The sequence below is a fragment of the Curtobacterium oceanosedimentum genome (genome assembly GCF_040545555.1).
GTDB lineage: Bacteria > Actinomycetota > Actinomycetes > Actinomycetales > Microbacteriaceae > Curtobacterium.
This window is the reverse complement of sequence record NZ_JBEPMD010000012.1, coordinates 48,143-65,682: the sequence shown is the minus strand read 5'-3', so window position 1 is coordinate 65,682 and position 17,540 is coordinate 48,143. Positions and strand designations below refer to the sequence as shown.

The following is a 17,540-nucleotide window of genomic DNA, read 5'->3' as shown; positions in this document are numbered from 1 at the left end:
GGTACGCCCGTTCTCGCTTCCCATCGCGAGTGTTCTGGGAAGGACCGGGCGGACTCAGTCGTCCAGGGCGTCGAGGTCGGCCAGGGCGCGCTCGGCGTCGGCGACCCGGTCGGCTTCAGGGCGGGTCCACCACTCGGGGCCACGCTCACCGAGCCCGTGCTTCGCCAGGCCGTTCCGGTGCCGGGCGGCGGCGAGGGCGTCCTCGTCGCCGGCGCGCTTCGCCTGCCGCACGGCGTTGCGCCCGCGGCCGAGGTGCGAGCGCAGTGCCGCGGCGAGGTCCTCGGGCAGCGCGGGGTCGGTGCGACGCCACCGGCGGCCGTCGACGACGAAGAAGTGGTCGTCGGGTCCGGCGGTCATGCTCCCGAGTCTGCACCGTCGGTGGTCGGCGGTAGACAGGTGTCGATGACGGGACCACGCGTGCGACCCATGCTCGACGTCCGGCGGATCTACGCCGAGGACGCCGCCCTCGAGCTCCCGCGCGGGCAGGAGGTGCTCGGGCGCTGGCCCGACGCCGAGATCGTGCCCGTGGCGTCGCACTGGAACATCCCCGAGGTGCACGGCGACGAGCGCAACGTGCAGCGGTGGGTGCGCATCAAGACCGAGGCGCTCGTGCTCGGCGTCAAGAAGTCGCTCGTCACCCGACCGAACGGGCGTTCGGCCGACTTCATCGCCCCCTCGACCGCGAACGGCTGCGCGATGGCGTGTGCCTACTGCTACGTGCCGCGGCGCAAGGGCTACTCGAACCCGGTGACGGTCTTCGCGAACATCGAGCAGATCACGAAGCACGTCGCTCGGAACATCGCGAAGCAGGGACCGAAGACCGAGCCGAACCAGTGCGACCCGGACGCCTGGGTCTACGACATCGGCGAGAACAGCGACTGCTCGGTCGACGCGATGATCAGCGACAACGTGCGGGACCTCTGCGATCTCTTCCGGATGACCCCCACGGCGAAGGCCTCCTTCGCGACGAAGTACGTCAACCGCGACCTGCTCGACTGGGACCCGATGGGTCGCACGCGCATCCGCTTCTCGCTCATGCCGCACGAGACCGCGAAGGTCACCGACATCCGCACGAGCCCGATCGCCGAACGCATCGCCGCGGTGAACGACTTCGTCGACGCCGGGTACGAGGTGCACCTCAACTTCTCGCCGGTGATCCTCACACCGACGTGGGAGTCGGACTGGGCCGAGCTGCTGCGCCAGGTCGACGACGTCCTCTCACCCGCGGCCAAGGCGCAGCTCGCGGCCGAGGTGATCTTCCTGACGCACAACCAACCCCTGCACGAGGTCAACCTCGGCTGGCACCCGAAGGCCGAGGACCTGCTCTGGCGCCCGGACCTGCAGGAGCAGAAGGTCTCGCAGAACGGTGCCGTCAACGTGCGCTACCGCTCGGGCATGAAGGGGCAGCTCGTCGAGCGCTTCCGCGAGCTCGTCGCCGAGCACCTGCCGTCCTGCCGCATCCGCTACGCGTTCTGAGCCGGCCGGCCGGGACGGACTGCCCGGGTACGGCGAACGCCCGCACCGACGAGCGGTACGGGCGTCAGCGGTGGTCGACGATCACTTGCCGTCGAACGCGTCCTTGGCCTTCTCCTTGTCGAGGCGACCCTCGCCCATGACCTGGTCCTTCTGGCCCTGGTGCGTGAGCTCGGCGTCGTCGGTCTTCTTGCCGACGGCCTCCTCGACCTTGCCGGCGACCTTCTGCGTGACGTCCTTGGCCTTGTCTCCGAGCGACATGGTGTCTTCCTTCCTCCGGGAACCGCCGAGGGCTCCCGGCGTCTGTGTCACCGAGACAACCAGGGCATCCGGCCCGACTCGCGGCCCGGTCTGAGGTTCGTGTACCCCGGTCGGTTCCGTCGGGGTACGGCTACGGGACGAGACGCTCGGCACGGTAGCGCGCGAACAGGTCGGCGAAGGCGCGCTCGGTGCGGCGGAACGCCGTGAAGCCCGCCTCGCGGCTCTTGCCCATGTCGGTGACGACCTCCATGGCACGTCCGAGGTCGGCGTCGGTGTGCCACCACGACGCCAGACGCGTGACGTCGGACTCGACCAAGCCGTACCGCTCGGCGATGCCGGCCCACGCACCCTCGTGCTCGGTCATCTGCTCCTCGAGCGGCCGGGGACGGTCCTGGTACCCGACCACCCGCGCCGGGTCCACACCGAGGTGCGCGGCGAGTCGCGGCCACATCCACCGCCACCGGAAGACGTCGCCGTTCACCACGTTGAAGGGCTCGTCGGCGCCTTCGGGGCTGGTGGCCGCCCAGACCATGTGCTCGGCGAGGATCCCGGCGTCGGTCATGTCGGTGAGGCCGTTCCACTGCGCCTCGCTGCCCGGGAACACGAAGTCGAGGCCGAGCTCCTTCGCGAGCGTGGCCTGCACGGCGATGGTCAGGCCCATGTTCATGGCGTTGCCGACCGCGTACCCGATGACGGTGTGCGAGCGGTGCACGGACCAGGTGAACCCCTGGCGCTCGGCGGCGGCGAAGAGCTCGTCCTCCTGCGCGTAGTAGAAGTTCGGGGTGTCGAGGCGCGGTTCCTCCTCGTGGAAGGGCGTGTCGGGCATCTCCCCGGCGGCGTACGCCTCGAACGGGCCGAGGTAGTGCTTCAGCCCCGTGACCAGGGCGACGTGGGCGAGCGGGGCGTGCGACAGCGCGGCGAGCAGGTCGCGGACCATGCCACCGTTCACCCGGATGTTCTCGGCCTCGGTCTCCTGCCGCTGCCAGGCGGTGAAGAACACGTGCGTCGGCCGCTCGCCCGCGAGTGCCGACGTCAGGGAGTCCGGGTCGCGGAGGTCCGCGGCGACGGTGCGGACACCGTCACGAGCGAGCGGGCGCCGGGAGAGCGCGGTCACGTCCCACCCGAGCGCGAGCAGGTGGTCGACGAGCGCGGAGCCGGTGATGCCGCTGGCACCCACGACGAGGGCTTCGGGACGGGCGATGGTCGGTTCGGTCGTGTTCGTCATCGTGGTGGTGCAACGTCCACGGGCGACACGTGTTCCCTACCGGGGTCGTCGGATCCGGATCGGACCCTTGGCGGTCGAGGGGTCGACCACGCTGCCGTTCTGGGTGATCTCGACCTCGCCCCGCGCGACCATGCGACGCGCTGCCCGTCGTGCGGGCTCCATCAGGGGCCGCCAGTCGTCGGGCTCGAGGGACCGCGCGACCTCCGACGGGCAGATGCTCGACGTCCGTGCACGAGCGGCGAGCAGCTCGTCGATCCGCTGCTCGAGCGCGCGGTCGGTGTCGTCGACCCCGTGCTTCCGGCACGCCGCCGAGCACCACTTGGCGTCGGGGGAGGCGGACGACGGCATCCGACGACCGCAGGACGCGCAGGTCCGTTCCGCGTGTGCCTCCTGCGATGCCGAGGCGTCCGCGGCGGTCCTGATCGCTCGTCCCATGCGCCCATCCTGGTCCTGCGGTCCGACACGACCCACAGCCCAGGGTCGGCTGGCACGATCGGAGTGGTGACCCTGGACCCGAACGTCTCCCGCCCGCAGGAACCCGCCTGGGTCGAGCACGCGATGTGGTGGCACGTCTACCCGCTCGGCGCGGTCGGCGCCGAGGTCCGTCCGACGACCCCGGTCGACGACCGTCCGGTCGACCACCGCCTCCAGCGACTCGTGCCGTGGCTCGACCACGTGGTGGGACTCGGGCTGAACGGGCTGGTGCTCGGCCCGGTGTTCGCGGCGTCGACGCACGGCTACGACACGGTCGACCACTTCCGGGTCGACCCGCGGCTCGGGGACGAGTCCGACCTCGTGGCGCTCGTGGCCGCGGCACACGAGCGCGGCGTCCGCGTGGTGCTCGACGGCGTCTTCAACCACGTCGGGCGTGAGCACCCGGCGTTCCGGGCGCTCGAGGAGCAGGGTCCCCGTGCGTCCACGGCCGACCTGTTCGCCCTCGAGCAGACCGACTGGCAGCAGGGCGAGCCCGTGCCCGTGCGTGACTTCGAGGGGCACGACATCCTCGTCGCCCTCGACCACGACGGTCGGGCGGCGGAGGACCTGGTGGTCGAGGTGATGACCTACTGGCTCGACCGCGGGATCGACGGGTGGCGGCTCGACGCCGCGTACGCCGTCCCGCCGGCGTTCTGGGCGCGGGTGCTGCCACGGGTGCGCGAGCGGTTCCCGGACGCCTGGTCCAGCGGGGAGGTCATCCACGGTGACGCGGCCGCGATGGTCGAGGCGTCGACGATGGACTCGACCACGCAGTACGAGCTGTGGCAGGCGGTCTGGCACGGGATCGCCGACCGGAACTGCTTCGAGCTCGCGCACGCCGTCGAGCGCCACGACGCCCTGCTCGCCACGTTCGTGCCCACGACCTTCGTCGGCAACCACGACGTCACCCGGATCGCGAGCGCGGTGGGGGAGCGGTTCGCCGGGCACGCCGCGGCGGTGCTGTTCACGGTCGCGGGGACGCCGGTCGTGTACGCGGGCGACGAGTACGGGTGGACGGCGGTCAAGGAGGAACGTGAGGGCGGCGACGACGCCGTCCGCCCGGAGCTCCCGGCCGCCCCGCCCGCACCGACCGACCTGACCCGCGTGCACGAGGCACTGATCGCCCTGCGTCGCCGGAACCCGTGGCTGCACCGCGCGCACACCGACGTCGTGCACCTGACGAACACGGCGGTGGTGCTGCGGACGGCGACCGCGGACGCGGCGGTCGTGACCGCACTGAACCTGGCGGACGACCCCGTCGAGGTACCCGCGGCCGACGCGACGCGGGTGGAGGCGGGCGCCGGCGACCTGCGGGACGGGACCCTGCGCCTCCCGGCCGCCGGCTGGGCCGTCCTGACCGCCTGACGCCTCCGCGTACAGAACGAGACTCGGGCTGGGCGACCGTTCTCGCACCGATCGGCGCGAGATGTGTCGCTCAGCCCGAGTCTCGGGGCAGGAGAGCCAGTCCTACTTGCGCGCGGACGCCGCCCGACGCTTGTTGAACACGTCGAACGCGACGGCGGCGAGCAGCACCAGGCCCTTGATGAGCGACTGGTACTCCGTGCCGACGCCGAGGATCGACATGCCGTTGTTCAGGATGCCGATGATGAGACCACCGACGATCGCGCCCGGCACCGTGCCGATGCCGCCGGTGACGGCAGCGCCACCGATGAACACGGCCGCGATGGCGTCGAGCTCGAAGCCGTTGCCGGCACCCGGGGCCGCGAGGTTGAGCTGGCCCGTGAAGACCACACCCGCCAGGGCCGCGATGACGCCCATGTTCACGAAGAGCAGGAACGTGACGCGCTTCGTCTTGACGCCGGACAGCTGCGCGGCGAGGGCGTTGCCGCCGATCGCGTACACGTGGCGACCGAACACCGAGCTGCGCATGACCACCGAGTAGACGACCACGAGCAGGCCGAGCACGACGAGCACGATCGGGGTGCCGTTGTAGCTGGCGAGCAGCAGCGCCACGTAGACCACGAGGGCGGCACCGAAGGCCGTCTTCACGATGAACCAGGCGAACGGCTCGCTCTCGAGCTGGTACTTGCGGCGCGTGATGCGGCCCCGGAAGGCCGAGATCACCATGACGGCGGCGGCTGCGATGCCGAGGATCATCGTGAGCGGCTCGTAGCCGGTGGTGCCGAACGACGGCAGGAAGCCGGAGCCGAGCGAGCGGAAGCCCTCCGGGAACGGCGAGATCTGCTGGTTCTGCAGCACGATCTGGGTGGCACCGCGGAAGGCGAGCATGCCGGCGAGCGTCACGATGAACGCCGGGATGCCGAAGTACGCGATCCAGAAGCCCTGCCACGCGCCGACGAGCGCACCGACGACGAGGCAGAGGAGCGCTGCGACCGGCCAGGGGAGGCCCCACTGCGTGATCATCACGCCCGCCATCGCGCCGCTGAAGGCGACGACCGACCCGACGGACAGGTCGATGTGGCCCGCGATGATGACCATCACCATGCCGATCGCCAGGATCAGGATGTAGCTGTTCTGGACGATGATGTTCGACACGTTGATCGGGGCCAACGTGATGCCGTTCGTCGCCACCTGGAAGAAGATGACGATGACGATCAGCGCGATGAACAGGCCGATCTGTCGGAGCTGCCCGGTGAGGTAGCCGGCGGCGGACTTAAGCGCGTTCATTGACTGGGGTCTCCCGTTCCTGGGTCATGTACTGCATGAGGACCTCTGGGGTGGCCTCGGAGCGGGGCACGTCGGCCGTGATCGTGCCCTCGGAGAGTGTGTAGATGCGGTCGCAGATGCCGAGCAGCTCGGGCAGCTCGGACGAGATCACGATGACGCCCTTGCCCTGGTCGGCCAGGTCGTTGATGAGCGTGTAGATCTCGTACTTCGCGCCGACGTCGATGCCGCGGGTCGGCTCGTCGAGGATGAGCACGTCCGGGTCGGCGTACATCCACTTCGACAGGACGACCTTCTGCTGGTTGCCGCCGGAGAGCTTGCCCGTCACGGCGTCGACGTTCGGCGCCTTGATGTTCATGCTCTTCAGGAAGCCGCCGGCGACCGTGGTCTCCTTCGACGCGTTCACGAAGCCCCAGTCGGCGAGCTTGCCGAGCGCCGAGCCGGAGATGTTCCGCTTGATGTCGTCGATCAGGTTGAGGCCGTACCGCTTGCGGTCCTCGGTCGCGTACGCGATGCCGTTGTCGATCGCCCGGGTCACCGTGTTCGTCTTGATCGGCACGCCGCGCTTGTAGACGGTGCCGGAGATGCCGGTGCCGTACGAGTGCCCGAAGACGCTCATCGCGAGTTCGGTGCGGCCGGCGCCCATGAGCCCGGCGATGCCGACGACCTCACCCGCGCGGACGTTCAGGTTCACCTGGTGGATGATCTCGCGGGAGCCGTCGAGCGGGTGGTGGACGGTCCAGTCCTCGATGCGCAGGAGCTCCTCGCCGATCTTCGGCTCGCGCTCCGGGTACCGGCTGGACAGGTCGCGACCGACCATGCCGCGGATGATCCGGTCCTCGGACACGTCGTCGGCGTGCATGTCGAGCGTCTCGATGGTCTTGCCGTCGCGGATGATCGTGACCTTGTCCGCGATCGCCTTGATCTCGTTGAGCTTGTGGCTGATGATGATCGCCGTCATGCCCTCGGCCTGCAGCGTGCGGATGAGCTCGAGCAGGTGCTCCGAGTCGTCGTCGTTCAGCGCGGCGGTGGGCTCGTCGAGGATGAGGAGCTTCACCTCCTTCGAGAGCGCCTTCGCGATCTCGACGAGCTGCTGCTTGCCGACGCCGATGTCCGTGACCTTGGTGACCGGGTTGTCCTTGAGTCCGACGCGCTTGAGCAGCGCCGCCGCCTCGAGGTTCGTCTGGTTCCAGTCGATGAGCCCGCCCTTGACGCGCTCGTTGCCGAGGAAGATGTTCTCGGCGATCGACAGGAACGGGCTGAGTGCGAGCTCCTGGTGGATGATCACCACGCCGGCCTTCTCGGAGCCGTTGATGTCAGCGAACTGCACGGGCTTGCCGTCGAGCAGGATCTCGCCGTCGAAGGAGCCGTGGGGGTAGACGCCCGACAGCACCTTCATCAGGGTGGACTTGCCGGCGCCGTTCTCGCCGCAGATCGCGTGGACCTGACCGCGCTCGACCTCGATCGAGACGCCCTGCAGCGCCTTCACTCCGGGGAAGGTCTTGGTGATGTCCCGCATCTCGAGGATGGTGTCCGCCATGTGGACCGCCTTTCCGTCGTCCGCGCGTGGGCGCGGGTGGAGACGGACTGGAGGCGCGGTGCGGGGGTGCACCGCGCCTCCAGTCCTGTGGATGGTTGCGTCCTACTTGAGGTCGGCTTCGGTGTAGTACCCGCTGTCGACGAGGACCTCCTTGTAGTTGGCCTTCGTCACCACCGTGGGCTGGAACAGGTAGGTCGGGACGACCTTGACCTTGTTGTCGTAGCTCTTGGTGTCGTTGACCTCGGGGGTCTTGCCGGAGAGCAGGTCCTCGGCCATCGTCACGGACTGCTTCGCGAGCTTGCGGGTGTCCTTGTAGATGGTGGAGTACTGCTGGCCCGCGATGATCGACTTGACCGAGGCGGCCTCGGCGTCCTGACCGGTCACGACCGGGAGCGGACGGTCACCCGAGCCGTAGCCGGCGCCCTGCAGGGCCGAGATGATGCCGATCGACATGCCGTCGTAGGGCGAGAGCACGCCGTCCAGCTTCGTGCCGCCGGAGTACGTCGACGCGACGAGGTTCTGCATGCGGGCCTTGGCGGTCGCCGGGTCCCACTGCTGCGTGGCGGCCTGCGAGAGCTGGTCCTGGCCGGAGCCGATCTTCAGCGTGCCGTCCTCGAGGTACGGCTTGAGGGTGTCCATCGCGCCGTTGAAGAAGAACCCGGCGTTGTTGTCGTCGAGCGAGCCGGCGAAGACCTCGATGTTGAAGGGGCCCTTCTTGCCGGTCTTCTCGCCCTTCTCGTCCAGCACGCCGAGGCCCGTGAGCAGCGACGTGGCCTGGTCGACGCCGACCTTGTAGTTGTCGAACGACACGTAGTAGTCGACGTTCTTGTTGCCGGTGAGCAGGCGGTCGTAGGAGATCACCTTGATGCCGGCCTTCGCCGCCTGGTCGAGCTGGTCGGACAGCGCGCCACCGTCGATCGAGGCGATGATCAGGACCTTCGCGCCCTTGGTGATCATGTTGCTGACCTGCTGGGCCTGCTGCTGGACCTTGTTGTCGCCGTACTCGAGGTCGACCTTGTAGCCGGCCTTCTCGAGGTCGCTCTTGACGGCGTTGCCGTCCTTGATCCACCGCTCGGAGACCTTGGTCGGCATCGCGACGCCGACCAGGGCGCCCTTGTTGCCGTCCGCGGTGTCGCCGCCGCCCGTGCTCGCCGCACGGCCGCCGGCCGAGCAAGCTGCCAGGGAGAACGCGATGCCGAGGGCCGCGACCCCCGCGATGATCCTGCGCTTCATCATCGAAGTACCTCTGTTCCTCTCGCGTCGTCCTCGACGCGCTCGGGTGCTGGGGCTGCTGTGCCCCGTGGGATTCGCTCGTGTGAGCGCTCACATACTGAGGGTTCCGTACCGGGGTGTCAACTCGTCGTGACCGTTTCGGGATCTTGCCTCGCGGAGCGGCCCGGACGGTACGCTCGGCGACGTGACCACCACGACCGCGCTCGGGGGCCCCGGCGGCAGACGTCGCAAGGCCCCGACGATCTTCGACGTCGCCGAGCGCGCCGGTGTCTCGCACCAGACCGTCTCCCGCGTGATCAACGGCGACCCCACCGTCCGCGACGCCTACCGCTCGCAGGTGACCGACGCCGTCGCCGCGCTCGGGTACCGGCCCCGCGCCGCCGCCAGGGCCCTCGCCGGGGGACGCAGCCGCGCGCTCGGCATCATCACCGCCGGCGACGCGCTGTACGGACCGTCTAGCACCGCGGTCGGGTTCGAACGGGCCGCTCGGTCGGCCGGCTACCACGTGCTGCTCTCGACGCTGCCGGACGACCCCCGGCCGGTCGACCTGTCCGGGGCGCTCACCACGCTGCTCGCGCAGGACGTCGCCGCGATCGTGCTGGTCGCGGCCGACAACCGCGTGCTGGACGCGCTCGCGTCGCTGACGATCCCGGTCACCGTCCCCGTGGTCGTCGCGAACGCCGTGCAGCGCGACGCCGTCCGGACCCCGGCCGCACGCAGTGTCGCCGCCGTCGCCATCGACCAGGCCGCCGGTACGAGACTCGTGATGGAGCACCTGTTCGCCCGCGGGCACCGCCGGGTGGTGCACATCGCCGGGCCCTCGGTCTCGCAGGAGTCCGAGGTGCGCCGCGAGAGCTACGGTCGGATCATGCGCGAGGCGGGGCTCGAGCCGGTCGTGCTCGACGGCGACTGGACCCCGGCGAGCGGGTTCGCGGCGGCGCGGACGATCGACGTGCACGCGGTCGACGCGGTCTTCGCCGGGAACGACCAGATGGCGCTCGGGGTGCTGCACGCCTTCGCCGACGAGGGGCTCCGCGTGCCGGACGACATCGCGGTGGTCGGGTTCGACGACATCCCCGAGGCGGCGCACTTCACCCCGCCGCTCACCACCGTGCGCCAGGACTTCATGGCGATGGGGCAGCGGGTGCTCGAGGCCGTGCGCGCCGTGGTCGAGGGTGAGCCCCGCGACGAGACGCTGCTCCTGCCCGAGCTCGTGGTGCGCCGCTCGGCCTGAGCGTCGGCCTCAGCGGGCGAGCGGGAGCCAGACGCGCATCGGCGCAGGGCCGCGGTTCGCCCAGGCGTAGTACGGCACGGCGACCGCGGTGACGGGCGGTCCGGCCTGGAGGCCCGTGGCCGCGTCCGTGCGACCGGCCGCGGTCGTGGGGCCGGTCGGGTCGGAGGCCGGGGCTGCGTCCGTGGGGCCGGCCACGTCGGAGGCGGCGGCCGCGTCGGCGGGGTGGGTCGCGCCTCCCGGCCGGTCGATCCGTCGGTACGGCCACGCCGCCTGCTCGTGCCGCCCCGGTGCGTACCCGGGCACGCGCAGCGTGACGACCCCGTCGAGCAGGTCGTCGCGGCGCTCCTCGGTGATCGGCGCCGTGGCGTCGACCGTCAGGTCGTCGACCGTCAGGTCGTCGACCGTCAGGTCGTCGACCGTGAAGCCCTGCTGGTCGGCCTGCTCGACGGCGTACACGAGCGGGCCGCGCTCGATCGCGAGCTGACCGCGCGCCGCGTCGATGCGGGAGTCTGCGACGTACCGGTGCGGTGTCGTGTCGAAGGCGAGCTCGACGGTCTCGCCGACCGACCAGTCGCGCTCGACCACGTGCAGGGTGCCGGGCTCCGGCGAGGCGGTGCCGTCGGGGGTCGTCACGGTGGTGGTGTCCGACCACGCGGGGATGCGCAGCCCGAGTGCCAGGGGGCCGCCCTCGGTGACCGTCACCACCACGCGGCCGTCGTGCGGGTACCCGGTCGAGACCCGCACGGGACCGAGGTCGGCGTCCGCGTACTGGTGGACCTGCAGGCCCCCGTCGGTCGCGGTCGCCAGGTAGCCGTCGAGGCTCGCGAACGTGCGCATGATGTTCGGCGGGCAGCAGGCGCAGTCGAACCAGCCGCGGCGGCCGTGGGCGGGGGAGCGGTTCTCGTCCCGGTGGGCGCCGTCGCGGTGCTGCAGCGGGTTGACGTAGAAGTACTCCGTGCCCGCCAGGCTGACCCCGGGCAGGAACGCGTTGTAGAGCAGGCGCTCGATCGCGTCGGCGTAGACCGGCTTCCCGGTCGCGAGCAGCAGGCGCCACGCCCACTGGACGCCGCCGATCGCCGCGCAGGTCTCGGCGTAGCCGCGGTCCGTCGGGAGCTCGTACGGGTCGCCGAACGCCTCCCAGTCCCAGCGGGCGCCGAGGCCGCCGGTGATGAACGCCTTGGTCGCCTGCATGTCCGCGAACTGCCGCTCGCTCGCCGCCAGGAGCTCGGCGTCACCGGTCTCGATCGCGACGTCCACGGCACCCGCGGCCAGGTACACGGCGCGGACCGCGTGGCCCTCGACGGTGGTGGCCTCGCGGACCGGGACCCGGTCGGAGAAGTACGTCGGCTCGCCGCCGGCGCGCTCGATGATGCCGTGCCCCCGGGCGTCGACGAACCAGTGCGCCAGGTCGAGGTAGGCGCGGTCCCCGGTCTCGCGGTACAGCTCGACGAGGCCCGTCTCGACGACCGGGTGCCCGTCGACGTCCTGGGTGTGGTCGTCGCCGGGCCCGAACGTGGCGACGAGGTGGTCGGCGTTCTTCGTCGCGACGTCGAGCAGCGCGGTGTCGCCCGTCGCACGGTGCTGCGCGACGGCGGCCTGGTACAGGTGCCCGGCGCAGTAGAGCTCGTGGCTCCACTTCAGGTCGACGTAGCGCTCGCCGTTCCCGCGCACCTGCTGGACGGAGTCGACGTAGCCGTCCGCGGCCTGTGCCCGGGCGTACAGGGCCGTGACCTCGCGCTGCAGGTCGAGCAGGTCCTGGGCGGGGGCGCGGCCGTACTCCCACGCGACGGCCTCGAGCCACTTCGTCACGTCGGAGTCCATGAAGACCGGCCCGACGACCTCGCCCTGCTCGTCGCCGGCGGCGATCCGGAGGTTCCGGAAGTTCCCGGCGTCGCGGAGGCGCTCGTACCCGCTGCGGACGGCGTCGCGACCGTTGCGGTCCTGGCGCTGGGCCCAGAAGCCCCCGGTGATGCGGGCGGCTCCGGCCGGGAGCGGACGACACGACAGGTGCGCCGCCGCGGTCGGGAGGGCCGGGGTCGCGGTCCGCACGCGGCGCCCGGTCGCGGGGGTGTCGGTCCTGGTGCCGGTCGTGGTGGTCATGGCGCCTCCTTGCGTCTGACTGGCGGCCGTCCGTTCGGAAAGCGCTTTCCGTTCTTGACGCTACGGCACCGTCAGGGCATGCACAAGAGCCTTCCGCGCTAGCATCGGGCCAGCCCTCCGAGTCGGAAAGGACCTTGCCGTGGCCGTCGATCACCCGAACCGGTCCGTCCGCATCACCGACGTCGCGGCGCTCGCCGGGGTGTCGATCGGGACCGCCTCGAAGGCACTCAACGACACCGGGCAGCTGCGCGACGAGACCCGTCGTCGCGTGAAGGACGCCGCCGACAAGCTCGGCTTCGTCGGTGACGCACGGGCGCGGGCGCTGTCGTCCGGCCGCACGTTCACGGTGGGCATGATCACGACGGACTCGTTCGGACGGTTCACCATGCCGGTGCTGCTCGGCGCCGAGGACGCCCTGTCCGCCGGCGAGATGATGGTGCTCGTCTGCGACACCCGCGACGACCACGTCCGCGAGGCCCACTACCTCCGCTCGCTCGTCGCCCGGGGTGTCGACGGCATCGTCGTCACCGGTCGGTCCGCCGACGCCCGTCCGCCGATCGAGGTACCCGTGCCGGTCCCCGTCGTCTACGCGCTGACGCCCTCGACCGACCCGTCCGACGTGTCGATCACCCTCGACGACGCCGCAGGTGCTGCTGCTGCGGCCGCGCACCTGCTCGGACTCGGACGGCAGCGGGTCGCCGTCGTCACCGGGCCCGAGGACGCGCGGTCCGCGGTGGACCGGGCGCGCGGCGCCGCTCCGGTGCTCGGGGAGCGGATGGTGGGTGCTCCGATGCACGGCGAGTGGTCCGAGCGCTGGGGGCGGCAGGCCGTGGACCTGCTCGACCGGAACTCGACCGCGGTGGACGCGGTGCTGTGCGGGAACGACCAGATCGCCCGGGGCGTGTGCGACCGGCTGCGTGAGACCGGTCGGACGGTGCCGGGCGACGTCGCGGTGACCGGGTACGACGACTGGGACGTGGTGGCGCTGGCCTCGAGGCCGCCGTTGACCACCGTCGACCTGCGGCTCGACGAGCTCGGTCGCATCGCGGGGCGGGCGCTGCTCGACCTCGTGGCGGGTGGGCGTCCGGCGTCGACGGCCGTCACCCCGGCGCTCGTCGTCCGCGAGAGCACCCTCGGCGCGTAGCCCGGCGGGTGTCCGGGGCCGGCGGACCGGGGCGCCGAGTGGGCAGGACGTGCCGCGTGCGCGTCGCCGAGCGGGTGAGATGTGTCGGCGAGGGGTGCTGACCGTGACAGATCGTGCCCGCTCGGGGCGACTCGAGCGGGGTACGGGCGGAGGGTGGCAGAGGGAGCGGCGAGCGGCGGGGACCGCGGCGCGCCGTCGCGTTGCACGCGTGAGCGCTCACGTGCCAGGATGTGAGCGCTCACGCAGGACGACGAGGTCTCGGGAGGACACATGAGCGACGACCGCCGGCAACAGGTCGAGGACGGCCGCACGACCCTCGGTGTCGAGCTCGGCTCCACCCGCATCAAGGCCGTGCTCGTCGACGAGCAACTCCGACCGATCGCGAGCGGCTCCCACGAGTGGGAGAACGAGTACGTCGACGGCCGCTGGACCTACCCGCTGGTCGCCGTCGAGGCCGGGGTCCGCGCGGCCTACGCCGACCTGGTCGCCGACGTCGAGCGGCAGTTCGGCGTCCGTCCGACGGCCTTCCGCGCCGCGGGCGTCTCCGCGATGATGCACGGGTACCTCGCGTTCGACGAGGACGGCGAGCTCCTCGTCCCGTTCCGCACCTGGCGCAACACCTCGACCGGCCCCGCCGCCGAGCGCCTGAGCGCCGCGCTCGACTTCAACGTGCCACAGCGCTGGTCGGTCGCCCACCTGTACCAGGCCGTGCTCGACGAGGAACCGCACGTGGCGCAGCTCGCGGGCATCACGACCCTCGCCGGGTACGTGCACCGCATGCTCACGGGCCGCGACGTCCTCGGTGTCGGCGACGCCAGCGGCATGTTCCCGATCGAGTCCGGCCCGGTCGAGAGCGCCCCGGGGGAGCCCGGCCGCCGTGACTACGACGCCGCGATGCTCGCGACCACGCAGACCCTGCTCGGCGACCACGTCCCCGACCTCCGCGCCCTGCTGCCCGAGGTGCTCGTGGCGGGCGAGGACGCCGGTGTGCTCACCCCCGAGGGTGCCGCGTGGCTCGACCCGACCGGCACGCTGCAGCCCGGCGTCCCGTTCTGCCCGCCCGAGGGCGACGCCGGCACGGGCATGGTGGCGACGAACGCCGTCGCTCCGCGCACCGGCAACGTCAGCGTCGGCACGAGCATCTTCGCTATGGTCGTGCTCGAACGCGCGCTCCGGACCCCGCACGAGGAACTCGACGTCGTCACGACCCCGGCCGGCGACGCCGTCGCGATGGTGCACTGCAACAACGGCGCGAGCGAGATCGCCGCCTGGGCACGTGTGTTCGGTCGCTTCGCCGACGCCACGAGCGAGCGGACCGGCAGCCCGTCGGTCGCGGTCGACGACGTCTACGCGACCCTGCTGGCCGAGGCCGCCGACGCCGACCCCGACGCCGGCGGGCTGCTCTCCTTCAACTACCTGGCGGGCGAACCCGTCACGGGCGTCGAGGACGGCCGTCCGCTGCTGCTCCGCACTCCCGGTGCCCGCTTCACCCTGGGCAACCTGGTCCGCTCCGAGGTCCACGGCGCCTACGCCACCCTCGCGATCGGCATGGAGGTCCTGCACGGCGAACGCGTCGCCGTCGACCGGATGACCGCGCACGGCGGACTCTTCCGCACGCCGGGTGCCCCGCAGCGCCTGCTCGCCGCGGCGCTCCGCGTGCCGGTCGCCCTCGAGGAGACCGCGGGCGAGGGCGGCGCCTGGGGCATCGCCGTGCTCGCGGCGTACCTGGAGCACACCGACCGCCCGCTCGAGGACTTCCTCGCCGACACGGTGTTCCGCGGGGACGCGGTGCACGTCGCCGAGCCCGAGGAGCGCGACGTCCGGGGCTTCCAGGACTACCTGGCCCGGTACCGCGCGGCCCTCCCCGTGCAGGACGTGGCAGCCGCGGCGACCCGCACCAGCCCGACGACCGACCAGGGCGAGCCGATCGACGTGGTCGAGGCGCGCCTCCAGACCGAACAGGAGCCGACCCGATGACCGAAGCGCCCACCGACGACACGAGGCAGGCCGTCGCCGCCACGCGCGAGCGCGTCGCCGCCCTGCACGGTGAGCTCGTCCGCTACGGCCTGGTGATCTGGACGGGCGGCAACGTGTCCCAGCGCGTCCCCGGCACCGACCTGTTCGTCATCAAGCCGAGCGGGGTCGCCAGCGACGACCTGACCCCGGAGAACCAGGTGGTCTGCACCCTCGACGGCGTCCCCGCCGACGGGTGGGGCAACGCGCACGGCCCGTCGTCCGACACCGCCGCGCACGCCTTCGTCTACCGGAACATGCCCGAGGTCGGCGGCGTCGTGCACACCCACTCGACGTACGCGACCGCGTGGGCGGCGCGCGCCGAGGAGATCCCGTGCGTGATCACGGCGATGGCGGACGAGTTCGGCGGACCGATCCCGGTCGGCCCGTTCGCGATCATCGGCGACGACTCGATCGGCCGCGGCATCGTCGACACCCTCGCGGGCCACCGGAGCCGCGCCGTGCTCATGCAGAACCACGGGGTCTTCACGATCGGCAAGGACGCGAAGGACGCCGTGAAGGCCGCGGTGATGTGCGAGGACGTCGCCCGCACCGTGCACATCGCGAAGCAGGGCGGCGAGCTCGTCCCCATCGCCCCCGACGACATCGATCGACTCTTCGATCGCTACCAGAACGTCTACGGACAGAACCCCGAAGGAGCCATGCGATGACGCAGGTGAACCCCCAGGCCACCCTCGACAGCTACGAGGTCTGGTTCCTCACCGGGTCGCAGGGCCTGTACGGCGAGGAGACCCTGCGCCAGGTCGAGGAGCAGAGCCGCGCCGTGCACGCCGAGCTGGCGCCGCACGTGCCGGTGAAGCTCGTGTGGAAGCCGGTCCTCAAGGACGCCGACGGCATCCGCCGCGCGCTGATCGAGGCCAGCGCCGACGACAAGGTCATCGGTGTGACGACCTGGATGCACACGTTCAGCCCGGCGAAGATGTGGATCGGCGGCCTGCAGGCGCTCACGAAGCCGCTGCTGCACCTGCACACGCAGGCGAACGTCGCGCTGCCGTGGGGCGACATCGACTTCGACTTCATGAACCTCAACCAGGCCGCGCACGGCGACCGCGAGTTCGGCTACGCCCTCGCCCGTCTCGGCGTCCGGCACGCGACCGCGGTCGGGCACGTGTCCGACCCGCGCGTGGTCTCGCGAGTGGAGAACTGGACGCGCGCGGCGGCCGGTGCCGCCGCCGTCCGTGAGCTCAAGCTCACGCGCTTCGGCGACAACATGCGCTACGTCGCCGTCACCGAGGGCGACAAGACCGAGGCCGAGATCGAGCTCGGCGTGCAGGTGAACACCTGGGCGGTCAACGAGCTGGCCGCAGCGGTGGCCGAGGCCGAGGCGGACACGGCAGCGGTCGACGAGCTCGTCGCCGTCTACGAGCGCGACTACGACGTCGACGCATCGCTGCGGCGCGACGGCGGTGACCGTCACCAGGCGCTCCGCGACGGTGCCGCGATCGAGCTCGGCCTCCGTGCACTCCTGGAGCAGAACGGCTCCGCGGCGTTCACCACGAACTTCGAGGACCTCGGCACGCTCAAGCAGCTGCCGGGCCTGGCGGTGCAGCGGCTCATGGCCGACGGCTACGGGTTCGGCGCCGAGGGCGACTGGAAGACCGCCGTGCTCGTCCGTGCGATGAACGTCGCGGGCGCGGGCCTCCCGGGTGGTGCCTCGCTGATGGAGGACTACACGTACGACCTCACCCCGGGTGCGGAGAAGATCCTCGGCGCCCACATGCTCGAGGTCTCGCCGACGCTCACCACGACGAAGCCGACGCTCGAGATCCACCCCCTCGGCATCGGCGGCAAGGACGACCCGGTCCGCCTGGTCTTCACCGCGGACGCCGGCGAAGCGGTCGTCGTCGCGCTGTCGGACACCCGTGACGGCTTCCGCCTCACCGCGAACGTCGTCGACGTGGTGCCGCCGACTTCGGCGCTGCCCAAGCTGCCCGTCGGCCGCGCCGTCTGGGAGCCTCGGCCGTCCTTCCCGGTCGCCGCGGAGGCCTGGCTCACCGCCGGCGCCGCGCACCACACCGTGATGACGACCGCCGTCGGCCTGCAGGTCGTCGAGGACCTCGCGACCATGGTCGGCACCGAGTTCCTCGTCATCGACGAGCACACCACGGCCCGCGCGTTCAAGGACGAGCTCCGCCTGCAGCAGGCGTGGCACCGTCTGGACCGCGGGTTCTAGGGC

The 17,540-nt window shown here is 71.4% G+C and carries 15 protein-coding genes; 7 read left to right on the top strand and 8 right to left on the bottom strand.

Annotated features, from left to right (window positions below; genetic code table 11):
• Positions 1-54: 54 nt before the first annotated feature.
• The gene (locus ABIC52_RS13005) at positions 55-357 is read right to left on the bottom strand and encodes a biopolymer transporter Tol (protein WP_126891476.1); all 303 of its coding nucleotides are present in this window, start codon (positions 355-357) and stop codon (positions 55-57) included.
• Positions 358-402: 45 nt separating this feature from the next.
• Between ABIC52_RS13005 and ABIC52_RS13000 the strand changes: the two genes are divergently transcribed.
• On the top strand, positions 403-1,476 hold the full coding sequence (locus ABIC52_RS13000) for a spore photoproduct lyase family protein (protein ID WP_238638154.1): 1,074 nt from the start codon (positions 403-405) through the stop codon (positions 1,474-1,476).
• A gap of 81 nt (positions 1,477-1,557) precedes the next feature.
• Here ABIC52_RS13000 and ABIC52_RS12995 read toward each other — a convergent pair whose 3' ends face one another.
• From ABIC52_RS12995 to ABIC52_RS12985, 3 genes are all read right to left on the bottom strand, one after another.
• A complete protein-coding gene (locus ABIC52_RS12995; protein ID WP_126891475.1) occupies positions 1,558-1,734 on the bottom strand; it encodes a CsbD family protein in 177 nt (58 codons plus the stop codon).
• Positions 1,735-1,864: 130 nt separating this feature from the next.
• Positions 1,865-2,959, bottom strand: coding sequence for an SDR family oxidoreductase (locus ABIC52_RS12990; RefSeq protein ID WP_354027525.1), 1,095 nt, complete (start codon positions 2,957-2,959; stop codon positions 1,865-1,867).
• 36 nt (positions 2,960-2,995) lie between these two features.
• Positions 2,996-3,394 carry a DUF3253 domain-containing protein gene (locus tag ABIC52_RS12985; protein ID WP_126891473.1) on the bottom strand — a complete coding sequence of 133 codons (399 nt, stop codon included), beginning with the start codon at positions 3,392-3,394 and terminating at the stop codon, positions 2,996-2,998.
• A gap of 123 nt (positions 3,395-3,517) precedes the next feature.
• Between ABIC52_RS12985 and ABIC52_RS12980 the strand changes: the two genes are divergently transcribed.
• Positions 3,518-4,798, top strand: coding sequence for an alpha-amylase family glycosyl hydrolase (locus ABIC52_RS12980; RefSeq protein WP_354027543.1), 1,281 nt, complete (start codon positions 3,518-3,520; stop codon positions 4,796-4,798).
• A 102-nt stretch (positions 4,799-4,900) separates the two neighbouring features.
• Here ABIC52_RS12980 and mmsB read toward each other — a convergent pair whose 3' ends face one another.
• From mmsB to chvE, 3 genes are all read right to left on the bottom strand, one after another.
• Entirely contained in the window at positions 4,901-6,082 is a 1,182-nt protein-coding gene (mmsB, locus tag ABIC52_RS12975) for a multiple monosaccharide ABC transporter permease (protein WP_126891472.1), read from the bottom strand.
• Positions 6,069-7,619 carry a multiple monosaccharide ABC transporter ATP-binding protein gene (gene mmsA, locus ABIC52_RS12970; RefSeq protein ID WP_354027524.1) on the bottom strand — a complete coding sequence of 517 codons (1,551 nt, stop codon included), beginning with the start codon at positions 7,617-7,619 and terminating at the stop codon, positions 6,069-6,071. Before mmsA ends, mmsB begins: the two co-directional genes overlap by 14 nt.
• Before the next feature lie 102 nt (positions 7,620-7,721).
• Entirely contained in the window at positions 7,722-8,855 is a 1,134-nt protein-coding gene (chvE, locus tag ABIC52_RS12965; protein ID WP_126891470.1) for a multiple monosaccharide ABC transporter substrate-binding protein, read from the bottom strand.
• A 181-nt stretch (positions 8,856-9,036) separates the two neighbouring features.
• Here chvE and ABIC52_RS12960 point away from each other — a divergent pair, with 181 nt between their 5' ends.
• Positions 9,037-10,086: a LacI family DNA-binding transcriptional regulator gene (locus ABIC52_RS12960; protein WP_209678990.1), complete on the top strand. Its 1,050-nt coding sequence runs from the start codon at positions 9,037-9,039 to the stop codon at positions 10,084-10,086.
• A gap of 9 nt (positions 10,087-10,095) precedes the next feature.
• On the opposite strand, the gene ABIC52_RS12955 is transcribed toward ABIC52_RS12960, so the two are convergent.
• A complete protein-coding gene (locus ABIC52_RS12955) occupies positions 10,096-12,186 on the bottom strand; it encodes a glycoside hydrolase family 127 protein (protein ID WP_354027523.1) in 2,091 nt (696 codons plus the stop codon).
• A gap of 139 nt (positions 12,187-12,325) precedes the next feature.
• Here ABIC52_RS12955 and ABIC52_RS12950 point away from each other — a divergent pair, with 139 nt between their 5' ends.
• From ABIC52_RS12950 to araA, 4 genes are all read left to right on the top strand, one after another.
• Entirely contained in the window at positions 12,326-13,330 is a 1,005-nt protein-coding gene (locus tag ABIC52_RS12950) for a LacI family DNA-binding transcriptional regulator (protein ID WP_354027522.1), read from the top strand.
• Between the two features lie 270 nt (positions 13,331-13,600).
• Positions 13,601-15,307: a xylulokinase gene (locus ABIC52_RS12945; RefSeq protein WP_354027521.1), complete on the top strand. Its 1,707-nt coding sequence runs from the start codon at positions 13,601-13,603 to the stop codon at positions 15,305-15,307.
• On the top strand, positions 15,304-16,014 hold the full coding sequence (locus ABIC52_RS12940; RefSeq protein ID WP_209678892.1) for an L-ribulose-5-phosphate 4-epimerase: 711 nt from the start codon (positions 15,304-15,306) through the stop codon (positions 16,012-16,014). The genes ABIC52_RS12945 and ABIC52_RS12940 overlap by 4 nt, the downstream gene beginning before the upstream one ends.
• The gene (gene araA, locus ABIC52_RS12935) at positions 16,011-17,537 is read left to right on the top strand and encodes an L-arabinose isomerase (protein ID WP_209678889.1); all 1,527 of its coding nucleotides are present in this window, start codon (positions 16,011-16,013) and stop codon (positions 17,535-17,537) included. Before ABIC52_RS12940 ends, araA begins: the two co-directional genes overlap by 4 nt.
• Positions 17,538-17,540: the final 3 nt, after the last annotated feature.